We start from the raw sequence: 25,467 nt of genomic DNA on the forward strand, positions 1-25,467 counted from the left end.
CGCTCCCGGAACCCACCGGACCTGCCACCGCCACCCTCGCCGCCACCGGACCCGCCACCGCCACCGCCACCTGCCCCGCCCTAGCCGAAGAGATCCGGCTCGCTGCGCACGATCTGCTGGTACAGCGGCTGGTAGTTGATCCAGGCCACCAGGTCGTTGCCCAGCTGTTCGCGGGTGCGGACGGCGTTGTGGTGGTCGATCAGGACCGGTTTACCGGCGGCCTTCGCGGTCAGCTGGACCTGGCAGGAGCGTTCCATCGTGACGAACCACCACGCCGCCGCATCCACCGAGGCGCCGACCGTCAGCAGGCCGTGGTTGCGCAGGATCACCGCCTTGTGCGGCCCGAGGGCGGCCGCGATCCGCCGGCCCTCCGCCTCGTCCACCACGACGCCCGTGTAGTCGTCGAAGAGCGCATGGTCCTCGTAGAACGCACAGACGTCCTGGGTGATCGGGTCCAGCAGCTCCCCCAGCGCGGACAGTGCCCGGCCGTACGTGGAGTGGCTGTGGGCCGCCGCGATGACGTCGGGACGGGCCCGGTGGACCTGGGCATGGATGGCGAACGCCGCCTGGTTGACGTGATGGCGGCCCCGGACGACCTTCCCCTCCGCGTTCACCAGCAGCAGATCACCGACCGTGAGGTGCCGGAAGGACATTCCGAAGGGATTGACCCAGAAGCAGTGGGGGAACTCCGGGTCGCGCACGGTGATATGGCCCGCGACACCCTCCTCGAAGCCGAAGCGCCCGAAGAGGCGCAGCGCCACGACCAGGCGCTCCTGGCGGTGGCGCCGTTCGTCCTCGACGGTCTGGTGCGTCGGCGGCATCGCGAACTGCAGCTGATCGGTGGGTATCGGGGTCGGCTCGGGCATCGCGGCTCTCCTCCTGGCACGTACGGCGCTTGATGCTCGATGCGGAAGCTACCTTCCACTACCGCAGGTCACCAGGGGCGCGACCGGCGGGAATGCGCGGCGAAGCGGTGGCACCCGGGCATTCACTCCCGAAGCCGGCCCAGGACGGCCGAGGCGAGCGCCGCGTCCAGTGCTCCGACACCGGTGAGGTCGGCGACCGTGATCGCGGTGTCGGGCCGGTCCACGGGCGCCCGGAGCAGCAGCCCGGCCGCCATATCACCGTCCTCGGCGGCGGCCCCGGCACGGACGGCGTGGCCGAAGTCTCCGTGGTCGAGGCACTGGGCGTGGTCGTCGGTGGCGATGAGCCGTGCGCGGCGGAAGAGCGCGGGCGGCAGCTCGTTCTTGTGCGGCATGTCCGTGCCGATGCCGGTCACATGGGCGCCCGGGCGCACCCGGCCGGCGTCCAGGACGGGGGAGGTGGCCGGTGTCGCGGTGATGATCATGTCGGCCTGGGCCGCCTCCGCCGCCGCAGCGGGCCGGGCGGCCAGCCCGTGCGCACCGAGTGCGTCGCACAGGGCGCGGGCCTTGTCCGGAGTGCGGCCGTGGACCAGGACCAGGCCGAGCGGCCGCAGTTCGGCCAGCCAGAGCGCCTGGAGACGGGCCTGTTCGCCGGTGCCGAAGACGGCCAGCGTGCCGGCGGCGGGCCGGGCCATGGCATGGGTGATCAGAGCGCCCGCGGCGGCGGTGCGCCAGGCGGTCAGCAGACCGCGGTCGTCGAGGAGCGCGCGGGGCTGTCCGGTGCGGGCGCTGATGACGCAGACCAGACCGTGGTTGGACGGCAGGCCGAGCGCCGGGTTGCCGTAGAAGCCGGTCGCGATCTTGACGGTGAAGTCGGCGGCCCCGGTGAGCCGGCCGGCTTTGACGTGGCAGTCCCCGTCGGCTTCGGGGAAGTCCAGGTGCAGCGGCGGTGGCACGCTGGTGCGGCCTTCCGCGTGTGCGATCAGCGCCTCACGGACGGTGTCGAGGACCAGTCGCGAGGTGACGGCCCGTTCGATGGCGGCGGCGTCGAAGACAGCGAGCGTCATCGGCGCGCCCGCATCCAGTCGGCGAAGGCCGCCAGGCCTTCTTCCGGGTTGCGGCGGCCGATGCCGATGCGGAAACGGTCGGCGGGGGTGGCGGTGAGCTCGGAGCGGTAGATGCTCGCGGGCAGCAGCAGGACACCGGCTTCCTCGACCAGGCGGGTGCAGAACTCCTCCACCCCGTCGGCACCGAGGTAGCGGGGGTAGGCGACACATCCGCCGTCCGGCCGCTGCCACTCGATATCGTCCGCGAACTCGGCGAAGAACGCCTCGAAAGCCGGCAGATTGGCGGCGATCAGGGCCCGGTTACGGTGCAGGATCGTCTCGCGGGCCTTCAGGGCGATACGGGCCAGGACCTCGCTGGGCGCGGAGTTGCAGATGGTGGTGTAGTGCTTGGCCCGCTCCAGACGGGCGCGCAGCGCGCGGTCGCGGCAGGTGATCCAGCCGATGCGCAGCCCGGGAAGCCCCAGGGACTTCGAGGTCACGTTCAACGACAGTGCGCGCTCGGACACATCGGCGGCCTGCGGCAGGGTGCGGGCCGGGTCGCGTTCCAGGCCGCGGTAGACCTCGTCGCTGAACAGATGGATGCCACGCTCGTCGCACAGGCGGACCAGTGCGCGGAAGTCGGCGGCGTCGAGGACCTTGCCGGTCGGGTTGTTGGGGAAGTTCACCGACACGACCCGGGTGTTCGGCCGGATCGCCGCCACCACCTCGTCGAGGTCCAGGGCCCAGTCCCGGTCCGCGTCGAGGGCCACGCCGGTGACCTCGCACAGCGCCAGCGGCACGGTCTCGGCGGCCTGGTAGTTCGGGGTCAGCACCACCGCGTGGTCGCCGGCGCCGAGCAGCACGTTCATCGCCAGGTACAGGGCTTCCTCGGCGCCCGCGAAACAGATGACGTCGTCCGCGCCGGCCTGCTCGTACGTCTGGGCGATCGCTTCCCGCAGGGCCGGGTCGCCGAAGGTCTCGGTGTAGCCCAGGGACAGGTGCTCGAAGGCCTCGCGGTCCTGGTCGTCGGCCAGCCCGAGCAGCTCGCCGAGGGTCATGGTCTGGACGTCGGAGGCGGTCAGGTGGTGGCGGGCGGTGAACTCCCAGCGGGAAAAGTACGTTTCGAGGCGGAAGTCGGGCAGCCGGGTCATGCTGGTTCTTCCTTTGCGCTGGATGCTCTGAGTTCGGCCAGCAGGCCGTAGACGGTGGACCGGGACACCCGCAGGGCCCCGGCGACGACCGGCGCGGCGCGGCGCACCGCGAACACCCGGGCCTCGTCCAGCCGGCCGAGGACGGCCAGGCGGTCCTGGCGGGTCATGCGCTCGACGGGACGGCCCGTTTCGCGGACGTGGCCGCCGATGATGTGCTGGATGCGCTCGGACCAGTCCTGCTCGAACAGCGGCTCGGGGCGCTGCACGGCCGGGGCGCCGAAGGCGGACAGCACCGCCGCGGCCTGTTCCAGCGGGGTGCGGTCGAGGTTGATGCACAGCACGGCCGACGGCCGGTCGTGCGCATCGCGCAGGACCGCGCTCACCGACGAGAGCCGGCGGCCGTCCGCGAGCAGCTTCTCGTACGGCCCGTACACGTCCTGCGGCGACGGGTCGAGCCCGTCCAGTTCGCCGAGCAGGGAGGGGTCCCCCGGGCCACGGGAGCCCATCGGATTCCAGATCTCCAGGACCCGGTCGGTGTCCGGATCGTGCAGCACCACCTCGGCGTACGGCCCGAGCAACTGCGCGACGGCCTGGCACACCGGCGCCCACATCCGCACACGAGCGTCCCGGGGCTGTTCTGCTTGTCCCATGCTTGGACTGTAAGTCCAAACTGGACAGAAAGTCCATCCGACCGACGCGGCGCCGCCGCCCCCACCAAACGACGACGCCGCCGCTCAGCACAGGCTGAGCGGCGGCGTCGTCATACGGCCGGTGGGATCACCCCGGCCCGACGGGCGGGATCACTCCCACTCGATGGTGCCCGGGGGCTTGCTGGTGACATCGAGGACGACGCGGTTGACGTCGGCGACCTCGTTGGTGATGCGGGTCGAGATCCGCGCCAGCACGTCGTACGGCATCCGCGTCCAGTCCGCGGTCATCGCGTCCTCGGAGGACACCGGGCGCAGCACGATCGGATGGCCGTACGTCCGGCCGTCGCCCTGGACGCCGACCGAGCGGACATCGGCGAGCAGGACCACCGGGCACTGCCAGATCTCGCGGTCCAGACCGGCCGCGGTCAGCTCCTCGCGGGCGATGGCGTCGGCCTCGCGCAGCAGGTCCAGGCGCTCCTTGGTGACCTCGCCGACGATCCGGATGCCCAGGCCGGGGCCGGGGAACGGCTGGCGGTGGACGATCTCGTCCGGCAGGCCGAGCTCCGAGCCGACCATCCGGACCTCGTCCTTGAACAGCTGCCGCAGCGGCTCGACGAGCTGGAACTCGATGTCGTCGGGGAGCCCGCCCACGTTGTGGTGCGACTTGATGTTGGCGGTGCCCGTGCCGCCGCCGGACTCGACGATGTCCGGGTAGAGCGTGCCCTGGACCAGGAAGGCGACTTCCTCGCCCTCGGCGCCGGCCTCGGCGACCAGCTCGGCCTGGGCCTGCTCGAAGACCCGGATGAACTCGCGCCCGATGATCTTCCGCTTCTGCTCGGGGTCACTGACCCCGGCCAGCGCGGTCAGGAAGCGCTCCTCGGCGTCGACGACCTTCAGCTGGACGCCGGTGGCGGCCACGAAGTCCTTCTCGACCTGCTCGGACTCACCCTTGCGCTGGAGGCCGTGGTCGACGTAGACGCAGGTCAGCTGGTCGCCGATGGCCTTCTGCACGATGGCCGCGGCCACCGAGGAGTCCACTCCGCCGGACAGCGCGCAGATGGCGCGCTTGGTGCCGACCTGCTCGCGGATCGCGGCGACCTGCTCCTCGACCACGCTGGTGGTGGTCCAGCTCGGCTCGATGCCCGCACCGCGGTAGAGGAAGTGCTCCAGGACCTGCTGGCCGTGCGTGGAGTGCATGACCTCGGGGTGGTACTGGACGCCGTAGAGCTTCTTCTCGTCGTTCTCGAAGGCGGCGACCGGCACCACGTCCGTGGACGCGGTGACCGTGAAGCCCTCGGGCGCGGCCGAGCAGGCGTCACCGTGGGACATCCACACCGACTGCTCGGTGGGGGTGCCCTCGAAGAGGGTGGATCCGGGACGGGAGACGGTCAACGGGGTACGGCCGTACTCCCGGGCGCCGGTGTTGTCGACGGTGCCGCCGAGGGCGATCGCCATGAGCTGGAATCCGTAGCACATGCCGAAGACCGGAACACCGGCCTCGAACAGCGAACGGTCCAGGCTGGGGGCGTCTTCGGCGTAGACCGACGAGGGACCGCCGGAGAGGATGATCGCCTTCGGGTTCTTGGCGAGCATCTCGGCCACCGGCATGGTGGACGGCACGATCTCGCTGTAGACCCGGGCCTCACGGACCCGTCGGGCGATGAGCTGGGCGTACTGTGCGCCGAAGTCGACTACGAGGACGACGTCCGGGGCAGCGGCAGGGGGCGCTGATGGCACTTCGGCGGCCTTCCGGCGGTGTGGAGCAGGGGTTGGACTTTCGATTCTAACGGGCTCATACTTGGCCCCATGTCCAAGCAGCTGACCTTCGTCTTTACCTATGGCACCGGCCCGTCCGGCTGCCATGGTCGTGCTGCTTGATCCACTGACAAGCAACTTCCCAGGCGCCCCGGGCCGAAAAGGTCCGGGGCGTCTTGCGTCTGTCGGGACCGATCATCGGCTCCGGGGCCACGCACCCCAGGAGATACGGACATGAGCCCTCGGACCACCACCTCCCCCGCCCCCGGCACCGGCGCCCACACGCCGGAGGCGGCCGGGATCATCCATGACGCACGGCAGCGGATCGATGATCTCGACGGCCGGATCATCGGCCTCGTCCAGGAACGGATGGCCGTCTCGGCCGTCATCCAGCGCGAGCGCCTCACATCCGGCGGACGGCGGGTGAACCTCTCCCGCGAGATGGAGATCCTCGCCCACTACCGCGACCAGCTCGGCAAGCCGGGCACCGCGCTGGCGATGACCCTGCTGGAGCTGTCCCGGGGCCGGATCTGAGGCGGCCCGGAGGCGGGGAGCCCGGCCGGCTGCCGGGGGTGGCCGGATCCGGCCGGTGTTCCGGCGGTTCCGGCACCGGGGACCCGAGGGCGGCCATGGCTGGTTCTGGACGGTATGTGGTCGGTTTCGGGGTCGGTTGCGGGGTCGGTCGGGGCGCGTGGCGAAGCGCACGCGCCCCGGCGCAGCTGCCGGACCTGCGTTCGGTCGCCGACTCACCCATACGGCGCGTGACCGGCCGCCGCGAGGCTTCGTTGTTCCCGGTGCCACGCCAGCCAGGCGCGGCCTGCAGGACTACGCGTAGACGCCGCCTCACGGGCGGAAACCCGGAGCGATGAGACGCCGGCCGCCAGCCGCGGCCCGCGTCGTGGGACCTCGCTCCGGAGCCGTGACCGGTCAGCAGGGGACAGCAGCCCGGTCACATCCGATGGGGTGGTCGGTCCTGGGGACGCCCGGGACCGACCGCATCCGGTCGAAACGGTTGCGCCAGGTGAGGCGTATCCAGGACGATGCTTGACGAACGACCTGCCGTATCCGGTACGGACTTTTGCACTGCCATTGGTCCGACCACCGCAGCATTCGCACCATCGCGCACCACCCAAAAGCCAGCGGCGCTACCCCCCCCCCAGCGCCGCCCGTCGGTGCCGGCGCTGCCCTGACGCCGGCACCGAAAGCAAAGGGCCCCGTGGCCGTCCGCACCCCCCCTCGCGGACGGTATCCGGGGCCCTTCGCTGTGGGGGGAGTGCGCCCGGCGCACGGCCGTCGCCGAACCCGTGCCGTGCAGTGCCTTCGTGACTTCTGCGCGGTGGCCGTGAGGCTGCTGCGGGACCGGCGTGGGACTGCTGTGACGGATGTGACGGATGTGATCGGCATCACGGCAGGCTTCTTGTTGAGCGGACACCCTTTTTCGGCCAGGAACGGTCCTGGCCGGGTAGGTAGGTGTCCTCGTGCGGCCCTTCGTCGTATGCCGTCCCGCCGGGCCGCTACCTCAGGGACTTCTTCGGCGGCACCGGCGGGACGGCCAGGAACGGCAGGTTCAGCGCGCCGAAGGCCTTCGGAGGGACGGCGGGGCGGACCGGCTCGACGGGCGCCAGCCGCCGGTAGGCCCGGCCCTGGGCGGGGCGCGGGTCCGGTTCGCCCTTGTTGGGCCACAGCGACATCGCGCGCTCGGCCTGTGCGGTGATGGTCAGGGACGGGTTGACGCCGAGGTTGGCGGAGACCGCGGAGCCGTCGACGACCGAGATCCCCGGATGGCCGTAGAGGCGGTGGTACGCGTCGATGACGCCGTGGTCCGCGTCCTCGCCGATCGGGCAGCCGCCCAGGAAGTGTGCGGTCAGCGGTGTCCCCATCAGCTCGCCGACGTTGCTGCCCGCGAAACCGTTGATCTCCTGGGCGAGCAGGGTGGCGGCCTCGGTGGCTTCGGGGATCTGCTCGGGGTTGGGGGCGCCATGGCCCTGGCGGGCGGTGAGCAGGCCCTTTCCGAGGCCGCTCGGTTTGCGGTAGGTCGTCAGGGAGTTGTCCAGGGACTGCATCACCAGGCCGATGATGGTGCGCTCGGACCAGCGGCGGTTGGAGAGCGACCGGAGCAGCAGCATCGGGTGCCGTGCACAGTTGGCGGCCCACCGGGCGGCGCGCGAGCCGCGGCCGGCGAGGGGCACCTGGAGGATGGACATGGCGCCCATCGCATTGGAGCCCTTGCCGTAACGGACCGGCTCGATATGGGTGTGGGCGTCGGGGTGGATCGACGAGGTGATCGCGACCCCGCGGGTGAAGTCGGCCTCGGTGCCGTGCCGTTTGCGGTAGCGGCGGTTGTCGGTCTGTGCGCCCACCAGCGCCTCGGAGTTCGTCCGCGTCAGCTCGCCGAGCCGGCCGGAGAGGCCGGGGAGCAGTCCGCTGTCCTTCATCTTGTGCAGCAGGGTCTGGGTGCCGTACGTACCGGCCGCGAGGACGACCCGGCGGGCGGTGAAGGTGCGGCCCCGGCCGGTGCGTTTGTTGTCGGTGGGCAGGGTGGCGACGGCGAAACCGCCGCGGGAGTCCTCGGTGACGGTGACGACCGAGGTCATGGGGTGGATGACGGCGCCGGCCTGCTCGGCGAGGTGGAGGTAGTTCTCGTTGAGGGTGTTCTTGGCGCCGTGCCGGCACCCGGTCATGCACTCCCCGCACTCCGTACACGCCTTACGGGACGGGCCCTTGCCGCCGAAATACGGGTCGGGGACCTCGGTACCCGGCGTCGTCTTCGACGTGGCGTCCGCGTCCTCCCCGCTGACGGCGTCCCGTCCGTCCCCGAAGAAGACGCCCACCGGCGCGAGGTGGAAGGAGTCGCCGACGCCCATCTTCTCGGCGGTCCGTTGGAGATGGACGTCGGAGGGCGTCATCGTCGGGTTGAGGCGCACCCCGAGCATCCGCTTGGCCTGGTCGTAGTACGGCGCAAGCTCCGCGTGCCAGTCGGTGATATGGCCCCACTGCTGGTCCTCGAAGAACTGCTGCGGGGGGACGTAGAGGGTGTTGGCGTAGTTCAGCGAGCCACCGCCCACCCCGGCGCCGGCCAGCACCATGACGTTGCCGAGCAGATGTACCCGCTGGATGCCGTAGCAGCCGAGCGCCGGGGCCCACAGATAGTTGCGGATGTCCCAGGAGTTCTTCGGCAGCGTCTGCCGGGTGAAGCGGCGGCCGGCCTCCAGGACGCCGACGCGATAGCCCTTCTCGGTCAGCCGGAGTGCGGAGACCGAGCCGCCGAAGCCGGAGCCGACGACGAGCACGTCGTAGTCGTAGTCATGGCCCTGGCGGTCGGAGCCGCCGGCACGGGTGTCGGGGGCGTCATGGGTCTCAGGGCTGTCCCGGCCGCCGTTCGCGTCCCGGTCGCCGTTCGCTTCCCGGTCGCCGTTCACGTCCCGGTCACCGTTCGCGTCCCGGGCGCCGTTCGCGTCCCGGTCGCCGTTCGCGTCCCGGTCGCCGTTCACGTCCCGGTCACCGTTCGCGTCCCGGTCACCGTTCGCGTCCCGGTCACCGTTCGCGTCCCGGTCACCGTTCGCGTCCCGGTCACCGTTCGCGTCCTGATTCCGGGCAGAGTTCTCCTGGGGCACTGGCTCTCCCTGCTGAGGGGCTGTTAGCGGAGTCGGAACGCCTTCATCGCGCGCAGGCTGCGGGTCATGAACTGTGCGTACTTCTCGTCGGTCATTCCGAAGGACGGCGCGAGTGGCATCAGGCGCTGCTGGGCGACGGTCTGCGCCTCGGTGTACTTGAGGATGCCCTCGGAACCGTGCCGGCGGCCCAGGCCCGAGTCCCCCATGCCGCCCATCGGCGCCTGGACGCTGCCGTAGCCGGCCGCATAGGACTCGTTGACATTGACGGTGCCGGTGCGCAGCCGGGCGGCGACCGCACGGCCGCGGCGGCCGTCCTTCGTCCAGACACTGGAATTCAGCCCGTACGGCGTGGCGTTGGCGAGCGCCACCGCCTCGTCCTCGTCGCGGAAGCGGTAGACCGAGACGACCGGGCCGAAGGTCTCCTCGCCACAGACCGCCATCGGGGCCTGGACGCCGTCGAGGATGGTCGGCTCGTAGAAGAGCGGGCCGATGTCGGGGCGGGGGCGGCCGCCGGCGACCAGTTCGGCGCCCTTGGCGACGGCCTCCTCGACATGGCGGGTGACCGTCTCCAACTGGCGCTCGCCGACCAGTGAGCCCATGTCGGCGCCGTAGGCGAGGGCGTTGCCCAGCCGCATCGCCTTCGTACGGGCGGCGAACCGCTGGAGGAAATCGTCGGCGATGGACTCGTGGACGTACAGCCGCTCGATGGAGATGCACAGCTGGCCGGCGGAGGAGAAGCAGCCGCGGACGGCACCGGCGGCGGCCTTCTCCACATCGGCGTCCTGCAGCACCAACATGGCGTTCTTGCCGCCGAGTTCGAGCGAGACGCCGACCAGCCGGGCGGCGGCGCCCTGGGCGACCTCGCGGCCCGTACGGGTCGAGCCGGTGAAGGAGACGTAGTCGGCGTGCTCGACGACGGCGGGGCCGACGACCGGGCCCTCGCCGAGCACGACCTGCCAGACGTCCTCCGGCAGCCCGGCCTCGATGAGCTGCTCACGGGCCCACAGCGCGGTCAGCGCGGTCTCCGTATCGGGCTTCATGACGACGGCGTTGCCCGCGACGAAGGCCGGCAGGGCATCGCCGACGGACAGCTCGAAGGGGTAGTTCCAGGGGGCGATCTGCCCCACGACGCCCCGGGGCTGGCGGAGTTCGGTGACCTTGGTGAGGGTCGGTACGACGCCGGTGCGGGCCTTGGGCTTGAGGTAGGCGTGGGCCTTGCGGCCGTAGTGGCGGGCGGTGACGGTGACCGCCTGCACCTCCTCATGGGCGTGCAGCCGTGCCTTGCCGGTCTCCAGCTGGATCAGGTCGAGCACCTCGGCCTGGCGGCGCAGCACCAGGTCGTGGAAGCGGAGCAGGACCGCGGCGCGCTGCTTGACCGGGACCTTGGCCCAGCGTTCCTGGGCGGCGCGGGCCCGCTCGAAGGCGGTGGCGACGTCCTCGGGGGTGGACTCGGGCAGGTCGGCCAGCTTCTCGCCGGTGAACGGGGTGTGGTTGGCGGTGCGGCCCGCGCCGACCACACCACGGGTGAGCCGGGCGGCGAGTTCGGGGGTGACCACGTCCGCTGCGGTACGGGCGCCTGCCGGGGTGGCGGCGACCGGGTTGCCGTCGGCGGGGGCGGCGGGGGCCTCGTCGGCGGCGGGGGCCTCAGCAGCGGCCTCGTCGGGGGCGGCCTCGGGAGCCTCGCCAGGGGCGGCGGCCTCGGCAGCGGCCTCCGGAGCCTCGGCGGGGGCGGTGGCCTCGGGGGCCTCGTCGGCGGCGGGGCGGGGGGCATCTCCCGCCCGGGCGGAGCCGAGGGTGCGGGAGGCTGTTCCGGTGTCCTGCGAGTCCGTCATGTCGGCGAGCGTATTCCTCCCCGGACGCTTTGTGTACCCGGGAGTAATGAGTTTTCACGCCGGACGCACCATCGCGCCAGTGTCCGCTGGCCGCAAGGGGGCTGGTCTGGGACGACCAGGACCCCGGGTCACGCCCCGGTCAGCCGGAACGCGTCGAGCGCGGTGTCGAAGTGCCGCGTGGCCTCGGTGCGTGCGCCGACCGGGGAGGAGAGCCACACGTCGATCATCCGGCCGCCCTCGTCCCAGCTGAGGTCGTAGGTGCAGCGGGAGCCGCCGTCCTGCACACCGCCGTCCCAGACGAACTCCCAGCGCCCGGCCCGGCGCCCGTTGTGGGTGGTCTCGGTGACCTGCCCCTGACGGTAGCCGCGGTAGTGCGCCGGGCCTTCCGCGTCCGCCGTCCGCATCGCCCCCAGCGGCCCCTCCGGGACCCGCTTCTGGAGTTGGATGCCGATCCGGAACCGTTTCCGCTGCGAGGAGTAGTAGACGCGGTCGTTCTCGTACGAGCGGGTGAAGCCGTCCGGTACGGCGAGCACGAAGCCGGCCGGGTCGTGGACGAGGCGGTACCCGGCGGGGATCTTGCCGGTGGCCCCCGGGGCGGGCGACGAGGTGACCGTGACGGTGGGCCGTGCGCTGCCGGGGCCGGGGCTCCGCGCCGGTCCCGGCCCCGCGTCCGAGGCCTGCGGGGACCGGCCGCCGGCCTCGCCGTCGCTCCCCTTCGGGTGCATCAGGAGGACGGCGAGGCCCGCACCCGTGCCGCCGATCAGCACCGCCGCGAGCGCCACCAGCAGCGCGGTGCGGAGCCGGCCGGTGTGCGGCCGGGCGGCCGCCGCCAGCGCCCGGTCGTCGAGCGCCGCCCGGATCGGCGTACCCGGGGACCGGCCGCCCGCGCGCCCGCCGGGCCGCCCGCCGCCACCTCGGCCTGCGCTTCCATCTCCACCTGCGCCTGCGCCTCCACCTCCACCTGTGTCTCCGCCGCCGTCTCCGGTGGGAGCACGGCCGGGACCGGCCGGGGCCGCGGGCGGCGTCCCCGCGGCCAACGGGTCCTCGCTGGGCGGGTGTTCACTGGGCAGGCCGTCGCCGGGTCCGTCCTGCGGGGAGGCGTGGACATCGGGTCCGGGGTGGTGCGGGGCGTGACGGCCCCCGGAGCGGGACCCCGCCGACCCCGGCGGCCCCGCCGGCCCCGGCCCGCTCGCGCCCGCCACGGCCTCGGCGGCGCGGCCCGCGCCCCCGTCACCCGCGTGGACGTGGCCCTGGCCCTGGCCCTGGCCCTGGCCCTGGCCCTGATCCTGATCCTGGCCCTGGCCCCGGCCCTGGGCCTGGCCCTGGTCCTGACCCTGGCTGTAGCCGTAGCCGCGATCACGGCCGCCCCCGTGACCGTAGCCATGACCACCCCCGTGACCATGGCCGCGCCCGGTCCCCTGGTCACGACCGGGCCCCTGGTCGCCCGTCCCGCGCCCCGGAGAGCGGCCCGACCGCAGATAGCCGCGCAACAGCCGCTCCGTCTCGGCGACACCCAGCCGACGCGCCGGATCGCGCTCCAGCAACCCCTCGACGACGGCGCGCAACGCCCGTGCTGCCTCCGGGAATTGGATGTCCTCGTACACCACGGCATGCAGCACGCCGCCCAACGAGTCGCGGCGGAACGGCGAGGCACCACTGAGCGCGGCGCACAGCAGCACCCCGAGCGACCAGAGATCGGCCTCGGGCCCCGTGCCGCGGCCGGACATCCGTTCCGGCGCGGTGTATTCGGGGGAGCCGACGAAGCCGCCGGTGTCGGTCAGCGTGGTGACACCGGGGACCTGGGCGATACCGAAGTCGGTGAGGACGACCCGGCCGGTGCCCGACTCCATCAGGACGTTGGCGGGCTTGATGTCGCGGTGCAGCACCCCGCGGGTGTGCGCGGCCCGCAGCGCGCCCAGCAGCGCGACACCGATCCGGGCGGCCTCGCGCGGCGCGACCGGTCCGCCGCTCTGCAGCCGGTCGGCCAGCGACGGGCCCTCCACCAGCTCCATCACGATCCACGGCCGGCCGTCCTGCTCGACGACGTCATGCACAACAATCACATTCGGGTGCTTGATCCCGGCGACCGTCCGCGCCTCCCGCATCGCCCGCTCACGCTGCCCCCTCGACCCGGACCCGGACCCGGGCCGGGACCCGGACCGGGACCCGGCCACACCCTCGCCCTCACCCTCGCCCGCACCCCCGTCCGCCCCCTCACCAGCACCTTCGTCCAAGTGCAGCTCTTTCACCGCGACTTGACGGGCCAACAGCTCGTCGGTGGCACGCCAGACCGTCCCCATACCGCCGCGGCCCAGCCGTACTCCCAGGCGGTACCGGCCACCGATCAGCCGGCCCTCGCCCCCGAAGATCCCCATGGGCCCATCTTCCCGCACCGGCCCCTCACGGGAAGGGCGTCACCTCGGGGACCGGCCAAGGTCGCCCATGCCCGACGCCGCCCTGACACCGCCCCGACACCGCCCCGACGCCGCCCCGGCCCGCCGTGATCCACCGCCCCGTGGACGCAGTTGTCGCGCTGCCCACCCGGAACCCCTGACCGCACGACACACGGGGTGGAACCTCCACCTGCTCTTCCACCGTCCTTGACACAGTGAGGCTGTCGTACGGGAACAACCGGTGCGCGGTGGCCACGAGAAGCGGATCGGGGGTCGGTCATGGTGATGCAGGACGGTGGAACGGTGGATGTCCGTCCGGGCCCCGACCCCGGCCGGGCCGCCCCGGAGCACAGCGGCGCCTACCGTACGACCGCCCTGTCCCTCGCCCTCTACTCCGGTGTGCTGCTCGCCTGGACGGCCTACGGCATCGCCCAAGGGGACGGCAACGTCTGGGACTTCCTGGAGGGCCTGTTCAACCCGGGCGCCGCCCCCACGACCCAGATCCTCGGCCCGTACGAATGGGCCTTCACCGTCGGGTTCCTGGTGATCGCCGGGCTGGCACTGGCCCGGCGACGGGTGGCGCGCTCCGCGGCGCTGCTGTCCGGTTGGGTGCTGATCGCCGTCTCCCTGCGGGAGGGCGTGGGCCTCTTGGACGCCACCTACCGCGACCTGTACGGCCACGACCCACTGGGCGGCTGGGTGCTCACCACCCGCGGTCTGGGGCTGGTGGTGGCGCTGGTCGTGCTGTGCGCGATGGCCCCGGCCACCGAGCGCCGCCGTGGCGGGCACCCGTCCGCCCCGGGGGCGGACGGCCCGGAAACCTGGTCGCGCCCGGAAACCTGGTGGCGCCGCCAGTCCCAGATCTGCGGGGTGCTGTTCCTGCTGATGTGCCTGGCACGCATCGGCTGGCTCGTCGCCGATCTGACGACCCCCGAGGGGGACGTGGGCCACTATCTGCGTAATGCGGTCGACGGCTCGGTGCTCGGCACCCTCGATCTGGCCGCGCCCAGCGCGTTCGCCACCCTCGGATCGGTGCTCGCGCTCCTCGTTCTCGGGGTGCTGGCCTTACGAGGACGACGGGAAGTGCGCGGCGCGCTCCTGGTGTTCGCCGCGCTGGAGCTGTACATCACCGTGCGGATCGTCGTCTCGCTGACCGTCACGGACTTCTTCAACCGCTCCTTCGAAACCCCCCAGGGCGCCCTGTCGCTCGCCACGACGGCCTACGCCCTGGCAGCCATGACCTCGGTCGTCGTCCTGGCCACCGGCCGCGGCTTCGGCCCGTACGGGGGCATGCGGACGGAGGGGTTCCGGGCGGCTGCGGTGGGGCGGAGTGGGGGTTGTAGGGGGTTGTAGGGGGTTGTAGGGGGCGTCGGCGCCGCACACGGGCGTAGCGCGTGCGGCACTCGAAGAGGACGGGTCAGCAGGCGGTGTTCGCCCCGGTCCCCAGCTCCCTGGCCCAGTCCCGCAGTTCGGGGTCGGCCAGACTGGTGCCCAGCCAGTCGTGATCGAGGTCGGCTCCTGAGAGGGACGGTACGACCGCGACGTAGAGCCCGGCGGCACGCGCCGAGGCGATGCCCGTGGCCGAGTCCTCGAAGGCGACGGAACGCTCCGGGGCCACACCGAGCGCTTCGCATGCCGTGAGGTAGAGCTCCGGTGCGGGCTTGGGGGAACGTACCTCGTCGGCGGCGAACGAGTGGGTGAAGCAGTCGGTGAGGCCGGCCGACCACAGTGCCGCGTCCAGCAGTTCCCGGGGGCTGTTGCTGGCTACGGCGACGGGAACGGCCGCCCGGCAGGCGCGCACCAGGTCCGCCGCCCCGGGGAGGGCCGCGGCGCCCCGGGAAAGCTCCTTGCGGACTCTTTGGAGGAGCTCGGCGGCGAGTTCGGCACCGGCGCCGGGCCGCCCGAAGTATTGCGCCATGGCCTCTCCGGCGCCCTCCACGGTGCGGCCGATGACCAGGGCTTTCTGTTCGGGACCGAAGGGATGGCCGTGCGCCGCGAAGATGGCCGTCTCCGCAACGGTCGCGCAGGCTTCGGTGTCGACCAGCAAGCCGTCGCAGTCGAAGACCACGGCCTCGGCGCTGAGGGGGAGCGAGCACATACAGATGTCCTTTCGCTTCGGGTGAGGCGCGGGTTGCCCGTTCCGCGACTGTGGGTGGCCTTGCGGTGGCGTCTCCCGGTACCTCACTGCCCGAGCCCGAGCCCGAGCCGGAGCCCGAGCCGGATGCCGAAGGCGGCGATGACCGTGCCGGTGATGCGGTCGAGGTAGCGGCGGACCGAGGGCCGTTGCGGGCGGTCTCGGAACACGCGCGCGAAGGCGATCAGTGCGCACGCCCAGACGACGCCCAAGAGAAGGTGCACACCGGTCAGGACCACGCCTGGAGCAAGGTGCGAGGCGCCGGCGGGGATGAACTGCGGGAGCACCGCCACGCAGAAGGCACCCCTCTTCGGGTTGAGGAGATGGGTCGCGATCCCTTGCCGCCAGCCGCCGATCAGGGAGTCGCCGGCGCCTGTCCCGGCCTTGGCCTCGCCCCCGGCCCCCGCTGTCTGCGGGCTCTCGCTCGATGAGTGGCGCCAGGTGGCCCACAGCAGTCTGCCGCCCATCCCCACCAGGTACGCGGCTCCGGCCCAACGAAGAGTCTCGTACGCGAGGTGAGACGCGGTCAGCAGTGCGGTCACACCGAGCGAGGTGAGCACGCCCCAGACCAGCGTGCCGCTCTGGATGCCGAGGACCACACCCCAGGCGCGTCGGCGGCGTCCGAGCGCCGCGGTCCGCAGGATGAGTGCGGTATCCAGCCCGGGAGTGAGCGTAAGGAGCCCCACTATCAGGGCAAAAGCCCCTATTGCGGCTAAGGTGATCATGAGCGAACACCCTAGGTCGGGACCCATGGAACGTCCACATTTCTGCCCGGAACCGGGCAGGGGATGGCGGTGTTCGCATTTGGCTTTGCGCCTCACGCCTCAGGTGATGTGCCCGGGATACACCTCATGTGACATGGGGTCAGCCGATCACATGGGATCCCCCGGAACGAGGGCGCCCAGGGGGCGCCGTACACAGGCGTAGCGCGGTCGGTACGTCCTTCTGCAGAGACGGAAAGCGGCACAGCACGTCACCGTCCGGGGCGCAGGCCCTTGCCCAGCGTTGCCGCACCGTCAAGAACGACGGGCCCAGCGGCCGTCGCGAACTGCCCGGGGCCGTGCCACCGCACGACAGCAGGTCGACGCGACCCAGGCCCCCCATCCGCACCCCATCCGCGCCCCCTCCGTGCGCACCCCCTCCGTGCGCACCGGCACAACACGCAAGCGGAGGCGAAGGCCGAGGCGGAGGCCGAGGCGGAGGCGGCCCGATGAGCACACCCCCCACCCCGCGGCTGCTCCCGTGGACCGGCGCGGACGACAAGCCCTGCCATCTCCTCACGGACCGGGACGACAGCCCTCTCGCCCGGCGCGCCGATCAGATCGAGGCGCTGCAACACAGGATGGGCACAGGACTGCTGGAGCACGCCCGGGTTCCGATCGATGATCCGGCGGTGGACTCGCGGCAGTTGCGGTTTTTGTCGGCCCAGCTCCGTACGGCGCAGCGGGCCGCCTTACGGGTCGCACAGAGCCACGGTGCGCGGACAACCGACGACGACACCCTGCCTGACCTGGAGTTTTGAGGACGCACCAGGTGCTTGCCGGGCGTGCGGGGGAGATCCCCCTCCGGAACGCCCCCGCACGCGCGAAGCGGCCGCCGCGTGTGGGGGTCGCGGCGGCCGCCGATGTGAACTGCAACGCGTCCTGGGCTTGTGGCCTCTTCAGTGGTGCAGCATGTGAACAACTCTGCCCGCGGGGTCCTCCCCGCGGCATCCTCCAGAGGTCGCGGGCTCACCCCCGCCGCTCGGCGGGGGTGCGGGGCCACCACAGGGCGGTCCCGGGTGACAGGCAAGCGGAATCGCGCGATGCCGGGCGGTTTTGCGAGCTGGAGTGGGCGCGAAGGAGAAAGGGGCGGCCGGTGATCCGTGTCGCTGTGGTGGACGACGAGCGGCTGGTCAGATCCGGACTGCGGATGATTCTGGGGACCGCCCCGGACATCGAGATGGTCGCGGACTGCAGTGGCGCCGAGGCCGTGGAGACCGTGCTGCGGTGCGCAGCCGATGTCGTGTTGCTGGACATCCGGATGCCGGACGTGGACGGGCTGACCGTACTGCGCCGGCTGCGCGCCGCCCCGAAGCCGCCCGTGGTGGCGATGCTGACCACCTTCGACGCCCAGGAGTACCTGACGGCGGCGCTGCGCGAAGGTGCGGCCGGGTTTCTGCTCAAGGACTCCGACCCGGAACAACTCGTACGGGCCGTCAGGACGCTGGCGGCGGGCGGCAGCGTGCTCGATCCCGGCGTCACCCGTGCCGTGATCGGGGGCTATCTGACCGCCGAGGACCAAGCCGCCGCGAACCGGGCGGTGAGCGGGCTGACCCCGCGGGAGTCCGAGGTGCTGGCCCTGCTCGGCGAGGGCCTGGCCAACGCCCAGATAGCCGACCGGATGGGGCTCGCCCCCAGTACGGTCAAGGACCATGTGCGCGCCCTGCTGGGCAAATTGGGCGGGATCAACCGCATCCAGGCGGCCATCGTCGCCGACCGGGCGGGCCTGGTCGCGGGCGCCCCTCGGGGGTCGTGGTGAGAACCGGGGGCGGGAGCGGCAGAGGGAGCGGTTTGGTGACCTCCGGCCTGGGGACGCCCGGCCGGGTGACATCCGGCCGGGGCGCGGCGGCGCCGGGCACCGGCGCGGGGCGGGCGCTGCTGCGTGGGCCGGTCGGGCGGCGGCTGCGCAAGGTCGCTCCGCTGGCGGTCCCCGTTCTGCTGGCGATCGCCGACGCGATGCTGGTCAACGGCGTCGAACTCGACCTGGAAGTGGGCGTCTCGATGGCGGCAGCGGCCGCCCTGCTGATCCGCCGTCGCTTCCCGCTGCTGGTTTTCCTCTTCACCCTCCCCGGGCTCTACATCGGCTACATCTGGTTCGCGCCGATGATCGCGCTCTACACCCTGGCCGCCCGGCGGCCCGGCCGGGCGCGGCTCGGCTGCTGTGCGCTGCTGCTGATCGCCGCGCACTTCTTCCCGTATCCGATCTCCGACTTCGAACTCACCGCGTACCGGGAGAACACCCTGGTACTGATCGACGCCAGCGTCACCTCGGCCGCGCCCATCGCCCTGGGACTGCTGATGCGCACCCGCCGGGAACTGGCCGCCCGCGTCGAGGATCTGACCCGCAGCCTGCGCCGTGAGGACCGGCTGCTCGCCGACCGGGTCAAGACCACCGAACGTGCCCGGCTCGCCCGGGAGATGCATGACGTGGTGGCCCATCAGGTCAGCCTGATCAGCCTGCAGGCGGGGGCGGTGCAGGTGAGCACCGAGGACGCGGAGGCGCGCGCGGGTGCCAGGACGATCCGGGAGCTGTCTGTACGGACGCTGGAGGAACTGCGGCACATGGTGGGCGTACTGCGGGCGGACGGCGGTGAGGCGGCGGAGGCGCGTGACCTGGCTCCCCAGCCGGACCTGGAGGAGCTGCCGCGGCTGATCGAGATGAGCGCGCTGGATGTGACGTACGAGCGCGGAGTGGTGGCCGGCGCCGGCGGCGTGAGCGGCGCGAAGACGGTGGAGCGGGCGGCCTTCCGCACGGTCCAGGAGGCGCTGACCAACGTCCGCAAGCACGCTCCGGGAGCGCGGGTGCGGGTGCGGGTGGATCCGGTGGACACGGTCCGGGGCGTGGTGGCGGACGGAGCAGAAGTGGCCTACGGGGCACAGGCGGCCGACGGGGCACAGGCGGCGGACGGAGCGGAGGCGGCCGACGGGGGCCGTTCGGCGCACGGGCTGCGGGTGGAGATACGCAACGGGCCGCCGGACGCGACGGCGACGGTCCCCGCGCTGCCCGGGGGCGGACACGGCCTGGTGGGGCTGCGCGAGCGCGCCCAGAGCCTCGGCGGAACGCTGGAGGCGCGGAGCACCTCCGACGGCGGCTTCGTCGTACGGGCGGAATTCCCGTACGGAGCGGGGTGAAGGAGGGCCGGCCACGGGGCAGGAACAGCGGCCGGGCCGGTCCTGGTCCTGGTCCTGGTCCTGGTCCTGGTGCCGAGGCGTCAACCCGAGGCCTCAGCCCGAGGCTTCAGGCGGAGAGCGGTGCGGCGGCCTCGTCGACGGCGGTGCCCAGGTCCGGGTAGACCTCGAAGAGCCGACGCACGCCCAGTGCGGCCAGCACCCGGTTGACGTGTGAGCCGTCCACGGCACCCTGGGCGGGGAGGATCAGCCGCAGCCGCCCCTGGCAGGAGCGCATCAACCGGCGGGCGGCGATCAGTACGCCGACGCCGCTGGAATCGCAGAACCGCACCTCGGAGAGATCGAGCACCAGAGATCTCCGCCCGTCCGCCACCGCGTCGTGCACATGCTGGCGCACCGCCGGTGAGGTGACCAGGTCCATCTCACCGGACACCTGGAGTACGGCCCAGGGGCCCTTTTCGTCCTCTGCCACCTTCAACGACACGCGCTCGAAGCCTTTCGCTCGCTTTCGTACCGGATGAATACGGACCGCATCCGGAACTCATCCTTCCCCGCTCGACTGCCCGGCCCCTCTCCCCTGAAACTCTTCCGAATCCTTGGCGCAACAGGCAGTACGCCTAAGGCTATGCCCCGAGGAGCGCAGCTCTTCGCCGACATTCGGTCACACACGGATAACACATGGCCCCATACGGGCACGAACGATCCGCATCGATCCACTGCGATCGGGCATTATCGCCACAAAGCGAGGGCATCGGTCCGTCAGGGCTTTACCATCCCCGTACCCCTCAGGGCTCGGTTTGCCGCAAAGGAGCGTGCGTTGTCAGACCCGCGCATTACATTCGAGGGCACGGCGGTCCTGTGACGGTGCACACAGGTCCGGGCAAGCGGGTGCAGGAGTGACGGCCGAGGTGTGAGCCCGGAGGCGCCGGGCAGGGATGGGGATCCGATGGGACACGACGCCCCACCGCGGTGGGACAGGCGGATGCAGCAGCGGCTCGCCCACGGCGAGGCGGCCGCGCTGGGTGAGCTCTACGACCGCTTCGCCTCTCTGGTGCACAGCCTCGCCTACCGCGTCCTGGACGACGAGGACGCCGCCGACCGCGTGACCCGCGAGGTGTTCGGCTACATCTGGGAGCACCCGGATTCCTATGACCCCAAGCAGGGCCCGCTGCGCTCCTGGGTCGCCGGCATCACCCGCCATCAGGCCGTCCAGCGGCTGCGCCAGGCCGAGGCGGCCTCGGCGCGCGACTGCGGACCCGACGCCCCCGCACCCGCCGAAATAGAGCAGAAGATCCGCGAGGCCTCCACCGCGGCCCGCGCCGACTTCATCGTCACCTCCATGCCCGCGCCGCTGCGGGCCGCCCTGGAGCTGGCGTACTTCCAGCGCCGGGACTACCGCCAGACCGCCGCCGACCTCGGCGTCACGGAGGACGAGGCCCGGCGTCGGCTCCGCCTGGGCCTGCAGCTGCTGTCCACCGCTCACAGCCACCAGGCCCTGCCGCCCGCCCACCGCTCCGCACCCGCCCCGCGCTCCGCACCCGCCTCGTCCCATGGACCGCAGGCGCCGCGCACTCCCCGCGGACCCCGCCCGCCACACTCCCAGCACACCGGCCCGGGGACCTCCGCACCGCCCGGCGGCCCGGGACACGGACGGCCCCGGTGAACGGCCCGGACGAGTGGGACGACCGCGAGCTGCCCGGCAGCCCCGGCGAACAACCGCGGATACCCGCACCGCGCACCGCGGCCGAGGACCACGGCCCGCTCCCGGACGACCTGCCGGTACCCGTCCGCGACCCGGTGCAGGAGACCGGCGGCGGCCCCCGCGAACCGGAAGCCGAGCCCGTGACCGAGCTGCCCGCTGCCGTCCCCTTCCCCCTGCCGGCGCCCGGACCACCGCACCGGATCCTCAAGTCGCTGCTCGGCGCCTGGGCGCTGTCGGCCTGCTCCCCCGAGGAGACGGCCGCGGTCGAGGCACATCTGACCGACTGCGCCTCCTGTGCGGACGAAGCGCTGCGGCTGCGCGATGCCGTCGGGCTGCTGCACCCCGCCGACAGCCTCGACCTCGATCCGCTGCTGCGCTCCCGGGTGCTGGAGGGCTGCCTGGGCCGCCGTCCGGCCCGTATCCCGGTGCCCGAGTGGGCGACGCCCTATGACGCGGAGACCGCCAAACTGGACGCGCTACTGCGCGACATGGGCGAATCGGAATGGCGTGCTCCGGTGCGGCTGCGCTGGTTCGAGGGGGAGCGTCCGGTCGGGCGGGAGTCCACCGTCGCCGGCGTCATGGGGCATCTGATGGCGGTCGACGGCCTGGTCGCGACGGCTCTCGGGCTGCCCGACCCGCTCGGCACGACCGCCCCGCCGGGCACCCCGGACCCTCTTATCCGTACGGAAACGTTCTGGCGGACGCCGGCCGAAGCGCACAGCCCGCTCGCCCTGCGCGCACCGTGGCGCGACCAGAGCTATGCGCTGATACGGCAGGTGTCGTTCGCCGGCGACAAGGTGGCCGAGCTCGCCGTGCCGTACGGGGAGTTCCGGCTCACGCTGTGCGACGCGTTCCTGGACCGCGCCTTCGAGTGCTGGGTGCATGCCGGGGATATCGCGGAGGCGGTGGACTATCCGTACGAGCCGCCGGCGTCGGGGCACCTCCACCAGATGGTCGACCTCGCCGCCCGGCTGCTGCCCAGCGCGCTGGCCGACCGCCGCCGGGCCGGGCTGGCCGCGCCGCCGCAGCGGCTGGTCGAGGCGGGCGCCCCGGGCCGTACGCTCCATCTGGAGATCGAGGGCAATGGCGGCGGCCACTGGTACATAGCGCTGGACTCACCGGCCGCGCTCGGCACCCCGGACCGCACGGTCGCCCATATCGCCCTGGACAGCGCCGAGTTCTGCCAGTTGGCCGCGGGCCATATCTCTCCCGAGGAGGCCGCCGCAGGTCAGCACGGCGAACGCGACGCGATCCGCGATGTCCTCTTCGCCACCGCGTCGCTGTCCCGCCTCTAGACGGTCCCGCCTCTGGACGCTCGCCACTAAGGGGCGGTCGAACACACCCCGTAGGGGGGCCGAGGGCCCCCTCGGGGCCACAACGTGCTGGGTGGGGAGGGTATTCCGCGGTGGCGGAGAGGCCTGCTTACGCGAAGACGACCGTCCGGCTGCCGTTGAGCAGGACCCGGCGCTCGCTGTGCCACTTCACGGCCCGCGCCAGCGCCTGGCACTCCACGTCCCGGCCGATCGCCACGAGCTGGTCCGGCGTGACCTGATGGCCGACGCGCTCGACCTCCTGCTCGATGATCGGGCCCTCGTCGAGGTCGGCGGTCACATAGTGCGCGGTGGCACCGATGAGCTTCACACCGCGGGCGTGCGCCTGGTGGTACGGCTTGGCGCCCTTGAAGCTCGGGAGGAAGGAGTGGTGGATGTTGATGATCCGGCCGGACAGCGCCTTGCACAGATCGTCGGAGAGCACCTGCATATAGCGGGCGAGCACCACCAGCTCGACGTTCTCGGCCTGCACCAGCTCCAGCAACTGCGCCTCGGCCTGGGCCTTGGTGTCGCGGGTGACCGGAATGTGGTGGAAGGGGATGTCGTACGAGGCGACCAGCTCGGCGAAGTCCGTGTGGTTGGAGACCACGGCCGCGATCTCGACCGGCAGGGCGCCGATCCGGGAGCGGAAGAGCAGGTCGTTGAGGCAGTGCCCGAACTTGGACACCATCAGGACGATCCGCATCTTCTCCTCGGCCCGGTGGATCTGCCAGTCCATGCCGAAGGAGTCGCCCACCGCCGCGAAGCTGGCCCGCAGCTTGTCGACGCTCACCGAGGAGTCCGCACTGAAGTGGACCCGCATGAAGAACAGCCCGGTGTCGTGGTCGCCGAACTGCTGACTGTCCTCGATGTTGCAGCCGGTGATGAAGAGATAGCTGGAGACGGCGTGCACGATCCCCTGCTTGTCCGGGCAGGACAAGGTGAGGACGTACTGATCGTTCCGATCGTGCTGACGGGGCTGGGTGGGCTGCGACTCGCTCATGACCTCATAGGGTCGCACACCTGCCGAGCAGGTCAGGCCGGGGCATCCGCCTGACCGGTCATGATGGCCAGCACCTCCAGCGAGCGCGGCGCGGCGCCGGGGTCCTCGCCGTCCGCCGTCGCCAGCTGCACATGGGCCTCCCGGGCCGCATGGACGGCCTCCGGCCAGCCCTGGTGCTCCAGATAGGCGGTCACCGGAGCATCCGCGCCGACCTGGTGCATGATCCGCAGCACCCGGAGCACGGCGGCATCGACGAGCTGCGCCTCCTGGGAGTCCCGGAAGATCGTGCCGACGTATTTCTCGGCGGACCAGTTGTCCAGCCAGGTGTCCTCGACGAGGCGGTAGACGGCGTCGGTGACGTCTCCGTACCCGGGCAGGCCGGCCAGCCAGGCCTCCTGCTGGAAGGCGGGGTCGGAGAGCATGTGCAGCGCGGAACGCACATTGCTGCGCCAGCGCCACCACGGCATGTCGTTGAGTGGCATACCGCCCATGGTGGTCGAGCGGCGCCCGCGACGGGAAGACTTCTCCGAACCTTGCACAGCAATCGATCGTACGTTCTTCACCAACGATCTCAAGCAGCCCCCCGGAGTTCACCTCTACGTCACCATCCATTGCCTCGTCGTCACCAACCCGTTCCGGGCAGGACGGAAGGCTGCTGTGCCATGACCGGACGGCGACGCTCCCTCCCCCGCCCCCTTTCCTCGGTTCCCGCGGCCGCCACCGCTTCGGCGGCGGCGTGCACGGCGGTCCTCGCGTCGCTGCTCTCGGGCTGCGGCTCGCCCGCCGGGGCGGCGGAGGGTTCCGGGGACAAGGCGCCGATCACGGTGATGACCTGGGCCCCCGAGGGCACCAAGGCGACCAATATGCCGGGTATGCCGGCCATGGCGCAGGCCTACGCACGCTGGGTCAACTCCCGGGGCGGTATCAGGGGCCACCATCTGCGGGTGCTGACCTGCAACGAGCAGAACGACTCGGTGACCGCGGCGCACTGCGCCCAGCGCGCGGTGAGCGAGGGCGCCGCCGCCGTCGTCGGCTCGTACAGCCAGTTCGGCCGCTCGTTCATGTCGCCGCTGGAGGTCAAGGGCATCCCCTTCATCGGCGGCTACGGCGCCTCGGACGAAGAGTTCGAGAGCCCGCTGTCCTACCCCGTCAACGGCGGCCAGGCCTCCCTGCTCGCCGGCAACGGCCGCCAGCTGGCACACGACTGCACGCGCGTCGCGCTGGTCCGGCCGGACACCATCCAGGGCGACCAGATGCCGTCCCTGCTCAACTCCGGCCTCCAGAGCGGCAACCGTCACCCGGCCAAGGACATCAAGGCGCCCGAGGACGGTACCGACTACTCGTCCGAGGTGAACCACGCGCTGGACGGCGTGGGCGCCGACCCGGCCGTCCACGGCACCTCGGCGGCCGGCGGAAAGGTGCCCGGCTCCTGCGTGGCCGCCTCGCTCGGCGACCACACGGACGCGTTCTTCGACTCGTTCCGGCGGCTGCAGGAGGACCGCCCCAAGGTGCGGGTCGCCTCCGTCCTGGGCAGCGTCGGCCAGTCGCTGCTGAACCGCACGGGCGGCAGTGCCGGGCCGCTGGAGGACGCCGACATCACCGGCTGGTACCCGGTCGCCCACGATCCGCGCTGGCAGCCGATGCGCAAGGTCATCAACGACTTCGCCTTCGACGACAACCGCATCGACCCGGCCGACCAGGGCGTCCAGACGACCTGGATCGCCTATACCGTGCTGCGCGCCCTGATCGGGCAGCTCGACGACGCGGGCGTGGAGGACATCACCCCGCACGCCCTGCAGACGACGCTGGACCGCGGTGACCACGCCATCGACACCGGCGGACTGACCCCGAAGCTGCGCTGGCGGGACGACGACATGCTCGCCGTCCAGGACTTCCCGCGGATCGTGAACGGGATGGTGACCTACCAGGTCGTCAGGGACGGCGAGTTGACCGCCGCCAAGGACGGCTTTGTGAACGTCACCAAGACGCTGGAACGGCGGCACACGGACAGCTGAGCGGGCGGGGCGGACAGGAGCCGGAGCGCGGGGAGAACCGAGCGGGGCGGGCAGCCGGGTGGGCTCCCGCCCCTGCCCCCGCTCGGATGACCTTGCTCGGATGACCCTG

General features: G+C 72.0%; 19 protein-coding genes and 2 pseudogenes. 8 read left to right on the forward strand and 13 right to left on the reverse strand.

All coding sequences use genetic code 11. From position 1 onward, the window contains the following. Window positions 1-80: 80 nt before the first annotated feature. The 5 genes and pseudogenes from ACF088_RS04825 to guaA form a co-directional block, all read right to left on the reverse strand. Window positions 81-872, reverse strand: a pseudogene (locus ACF088_RS04825) (class II aldolase/adducin family protein); the annotation flags it as partial. Between the two features lie 116 nt (window positions 873-988). Next, on the reverse strand, window positions 989-1,930 hold the full coding sequence (locus tag ACF088_RS04830; protein WP_392373920.1) for an ornithine cyclodeaminase family protein: 942 nt from the start codon (window positions 1,928-1,930) through the stop codon (window positions 989-991). After that, complete coding sequence (locus ACF088_RS04835; RefSeq protein WP_392373921.1) at window positions 1,927-3,060, reverse strand: aminotransferase class I/II-fold pyridoxal phosphate-dependent enzyme; 1,134 nt, start codon at window positions 3,058-3,060, stop codon at window positions 1,927-1,929. Before ACF088_RS04835 ends, ACF088_RS04830 begins: the two co-directional genes overlap by 4 nt. Then, a complete protein-coding gene (locus ACF088_RS04840) occupies window positions 3,057-3,710 on the reverse strand; it encodes a transcriptional regulator (protein ID WP_392373922.1) in 654 nt (217 codons plus the stop codon). Before ACF088_RS04840 ends, ACF088_RS04835 begins: the two co-directional genes overlap by 4 nt. Before the next feature lie 150 nt (window positions 3,711-3,860). After that, a complete protein-coding gene (gene guaA, locus ACF088_RS04845) occupies window positions 3,861-5,447 on the reverse strand; it encodes a glutamine-hydrolyzing GMP synthase (RefSeq protein WP_392373923.1) in 1,587 nt (528 codons plus the stop codon). Window positions 5,448-5,699: 252 nt separating this feature from the next. Here guaA and ACF088_RS04850 point away from each other — a divergent pair, with 252 nt between their 5' ends. Beyond that, the gene (locus tag ACF088_RS04850; protein WP_392373924.1) at window positions 5,700-5,999 is read left to right on the forward strand and encodes a chorismate mutase; all 300 of its coding nucleotides are present in this window, start codon (window positions 5,700-5,702) and stop codon (window positions 5,997-5,999) included. Between the two features lie 980 nt (window positions 6,000-6,979). Here the strand turns inward: ACF088_RS04850 and ACF088_RS04855 are convergent. The 3 genes from ACF088_RS04855 to ACF088_RS04865 form a co-directional block, all read right to left on the reverse strand. Next, a complete protein-coding gene (locus ACF088_RS04855) occupies window positions 6,980-8,755 on the reverse strand; it encodes a GMC oxidoreductase (RefSeq protein WP_392374002.1) in 1,776 nt (591 codons plus the stop codon). 347 nt (window positions 8,756-9,102) lie between these two features. After that, window positions 9,103-10,911 carry a succinic semialdehyde dehydrogenase gene (locus ACF088_RS04860; protein WP_392373925.1) on the reverse strand — a complete coding sequence of 603 codons (1,809 nt, stop codon included), beginning with the start codon at window positions 10,909-10,911 and terminating at the stop codon, window positions 9,103-9,105. 128 nt (window positions 10,912-11,039) lie between these two features. Beyond that, window positions 11,040-13,286: a serine/threonine-protein kinase gene (locus ACF088_RS04865; protein ID WP_392373926.1), complete on the reverse strand. Its 2,247-nt coding sequence runs from the start codon at window positions 13,284-13,286 to the stop codon at window positions 11,040-11,042. A 321-nt stretch (window positions 13,287-13,607) separates the two neighbouring features. Between ACF088_RS04865 and ACF088_RS04870 the strand changes: the two genes are divergently transcribed. Next, window positions 13,608-14,657, forward strand: coding sequence for a hypothetical protein (locus tag ACF088_RS04870; RefSeq protein WP_392373927.1), 1,050 nt, complete (start codon window positions 13,608-13,610; stop codon window positions 14,655-14,657). A gap of 64 nt (window positions 14,658-14,721) precedes the next feature. Here the strand turns inward: ACF088_RS04870 and ACF088_RS04875 are convergent, their stop codons facing one another. Together ACF088_RS04875 and ACF088_RS04880 are read right to left on the reverse strand one after the other, a co-directional pair. After that, window positions 14,722-15,402 (reverse strand): HAD family hydrolase, encoded by a 681-nt coding sequence (locus ACF088_RS04875; RefSeq protein ID WP_392373928.1) that lies wholly within the window; start codon window positions 15,400-15,402, stop codon window positions 14,722-14,724. Window positions 15,403-15,485: 83 nt separating this feature from the next. After that, window positions 15,486-16,163 (reverse strand): LysE family translocator, encoded by a 678-nt coding sequence (locus tag ACF088_RS04880; protein ID WP_392373929.1) that lies wholly within the window; start codon window positions 16,161-16,163, stop codon window positions 15,486-15,488. A gap of 485 nt (window positions 16,164-16,648) precedes the next feature. Here ACF088_RS04880 and ACF088_RS04885 point away from each other — a divergent pair, with 485 nt between their 5' ends. From ACF088_RS04885 to ACF088_RS04895, 3 genes are all read left to right on the forward strand, one after another. Beyond that, complete coding sequence (locus ACF088_RS04885; protein ID WP_392373930.1) at window positions 16,649-16,960, forward strand: hypothetical protein; 312 nt, start codon at window positions 16,649-16,651, stop codon at window positions 16,958-16,960. A 335-nt stretch (window positions 16,961-17,295) separates the two neighbouring features. After that, window positions 17,296-17,958: a response regulator gene (locus ACF088_RS04890; RefSeq protein WP_392373931.1), complete on the forward strand. Its 663-nt coding sequence runs from the start codon at window positions 17,296-17,298 to the stop codon at window positions 17,956-17,958. A gap of 119 nt (window positions 17,959-18,077) precedes the next feature. After that, window positions 18,078-19,331, forward strand: a complete 1,254-nt coding sequence (locus tag ACF088_RS04895) for a sensor histidine kinase (protein WP_392374003.1) — start codon at window positions 18,078-18,080, stop codon at window positions 19,329-19,331. A gap of 106 nt (window positions 19,332-19,437) precedes the next feature. Here the strand turns inward: ACF088_RS04895 and ACF088_RS04900 are convergent, their stop codons facing one another. After that, window positions 19,438-19,812, reverse strand: a complete 375-nt coding sequence (locus tag ACF088_RS04900) for an STAS domain-containing protein (RefSeq protein ID WP_392373932.1) — start codon at window positions 19,810-19,812, stop codon at window positions 19,438-19,440. A gap of 462 nt (window positions 19,813-20,274) precedes the next feature. Here ACF088_RS04900 and ACF088_RS04905 point away from each other — a divergent pair. Then, a pseudogene (locus ACF088_RS04905) lies at window positions 20,275-20,850 on the forward strand (sigma-70 family RNA polymerase sigma factor); the annotation flags it as partial. Window positions 20,851-20,987: 137 nt separating this feature from the next. Continuing rightward, on the forward strand, window positions 20,988-22,325 hold the full coding sequence (locus ACF088_RS04910) for a zf-HC2 domain-containing protein (RefSeq protein ID WP_392373933.1): 1,338 nt from the start codon (window positions 20,988-20,990) through the stop codon (window positions 22,323-22,325). Window positions 22,326-22,452: 127 nt separating this feature from the next. On the opposite strand, the gene purU is transcribed toward ACF088_RS04910, so the two are convergent. Next, complete coding sequence (purU, locus tag ACF088_RS04915; protein ID WP_392373934.1) at window positions 22,453-23,343, reverse strand: formyltetrahydrofolate deformylase; 891 nt, start codon at window positions 23,341-23,343, stop codon at window positions 22,453-22,455. Window positions 23,344-23,375: 32 nt separating this feature from the next. Further along, window positions 23,376-23,888, reverse strand: coding sequence for a hypothetical protein (locus ACF088_RS04920; protein ID WP_392374004.1), 513 nt, complete (start codon window positions 23,886-23,888; stop codon window positions 23,376-23,378). A 117-nt stretch (window positions 23,889-24,005) separates the two neighbouring features. On the opposite strand from ACF088_RS04920, the gene ACF088_RS04925 reads away from it, so the two are divergent. Continuing rightward, the gene (locus tag ACF088_RS04925; protein ID WP_392373935.1) at window positions 24,006-25,358 is read left to right on the forward strand and encodes an ABC transporter substrate-binding protein; all 1,353 of its coding nucleotides are present in this window, start codon (window positions 24,006-24,008) and stop codon (window positions 25,356-25,358) included. The last annotated feature ends 109 nt before the right edge of the window (window positions 25,359-25,467 follow it).

Source organism: Streptomyces sp. NPDC015125 (genome assembly GCF_043080045.1).
Lineage (GTDB): Bacteria > Actinomycetota > Actinomycetes > Streptomycetales > Streptomycetaceae > Streptomyces.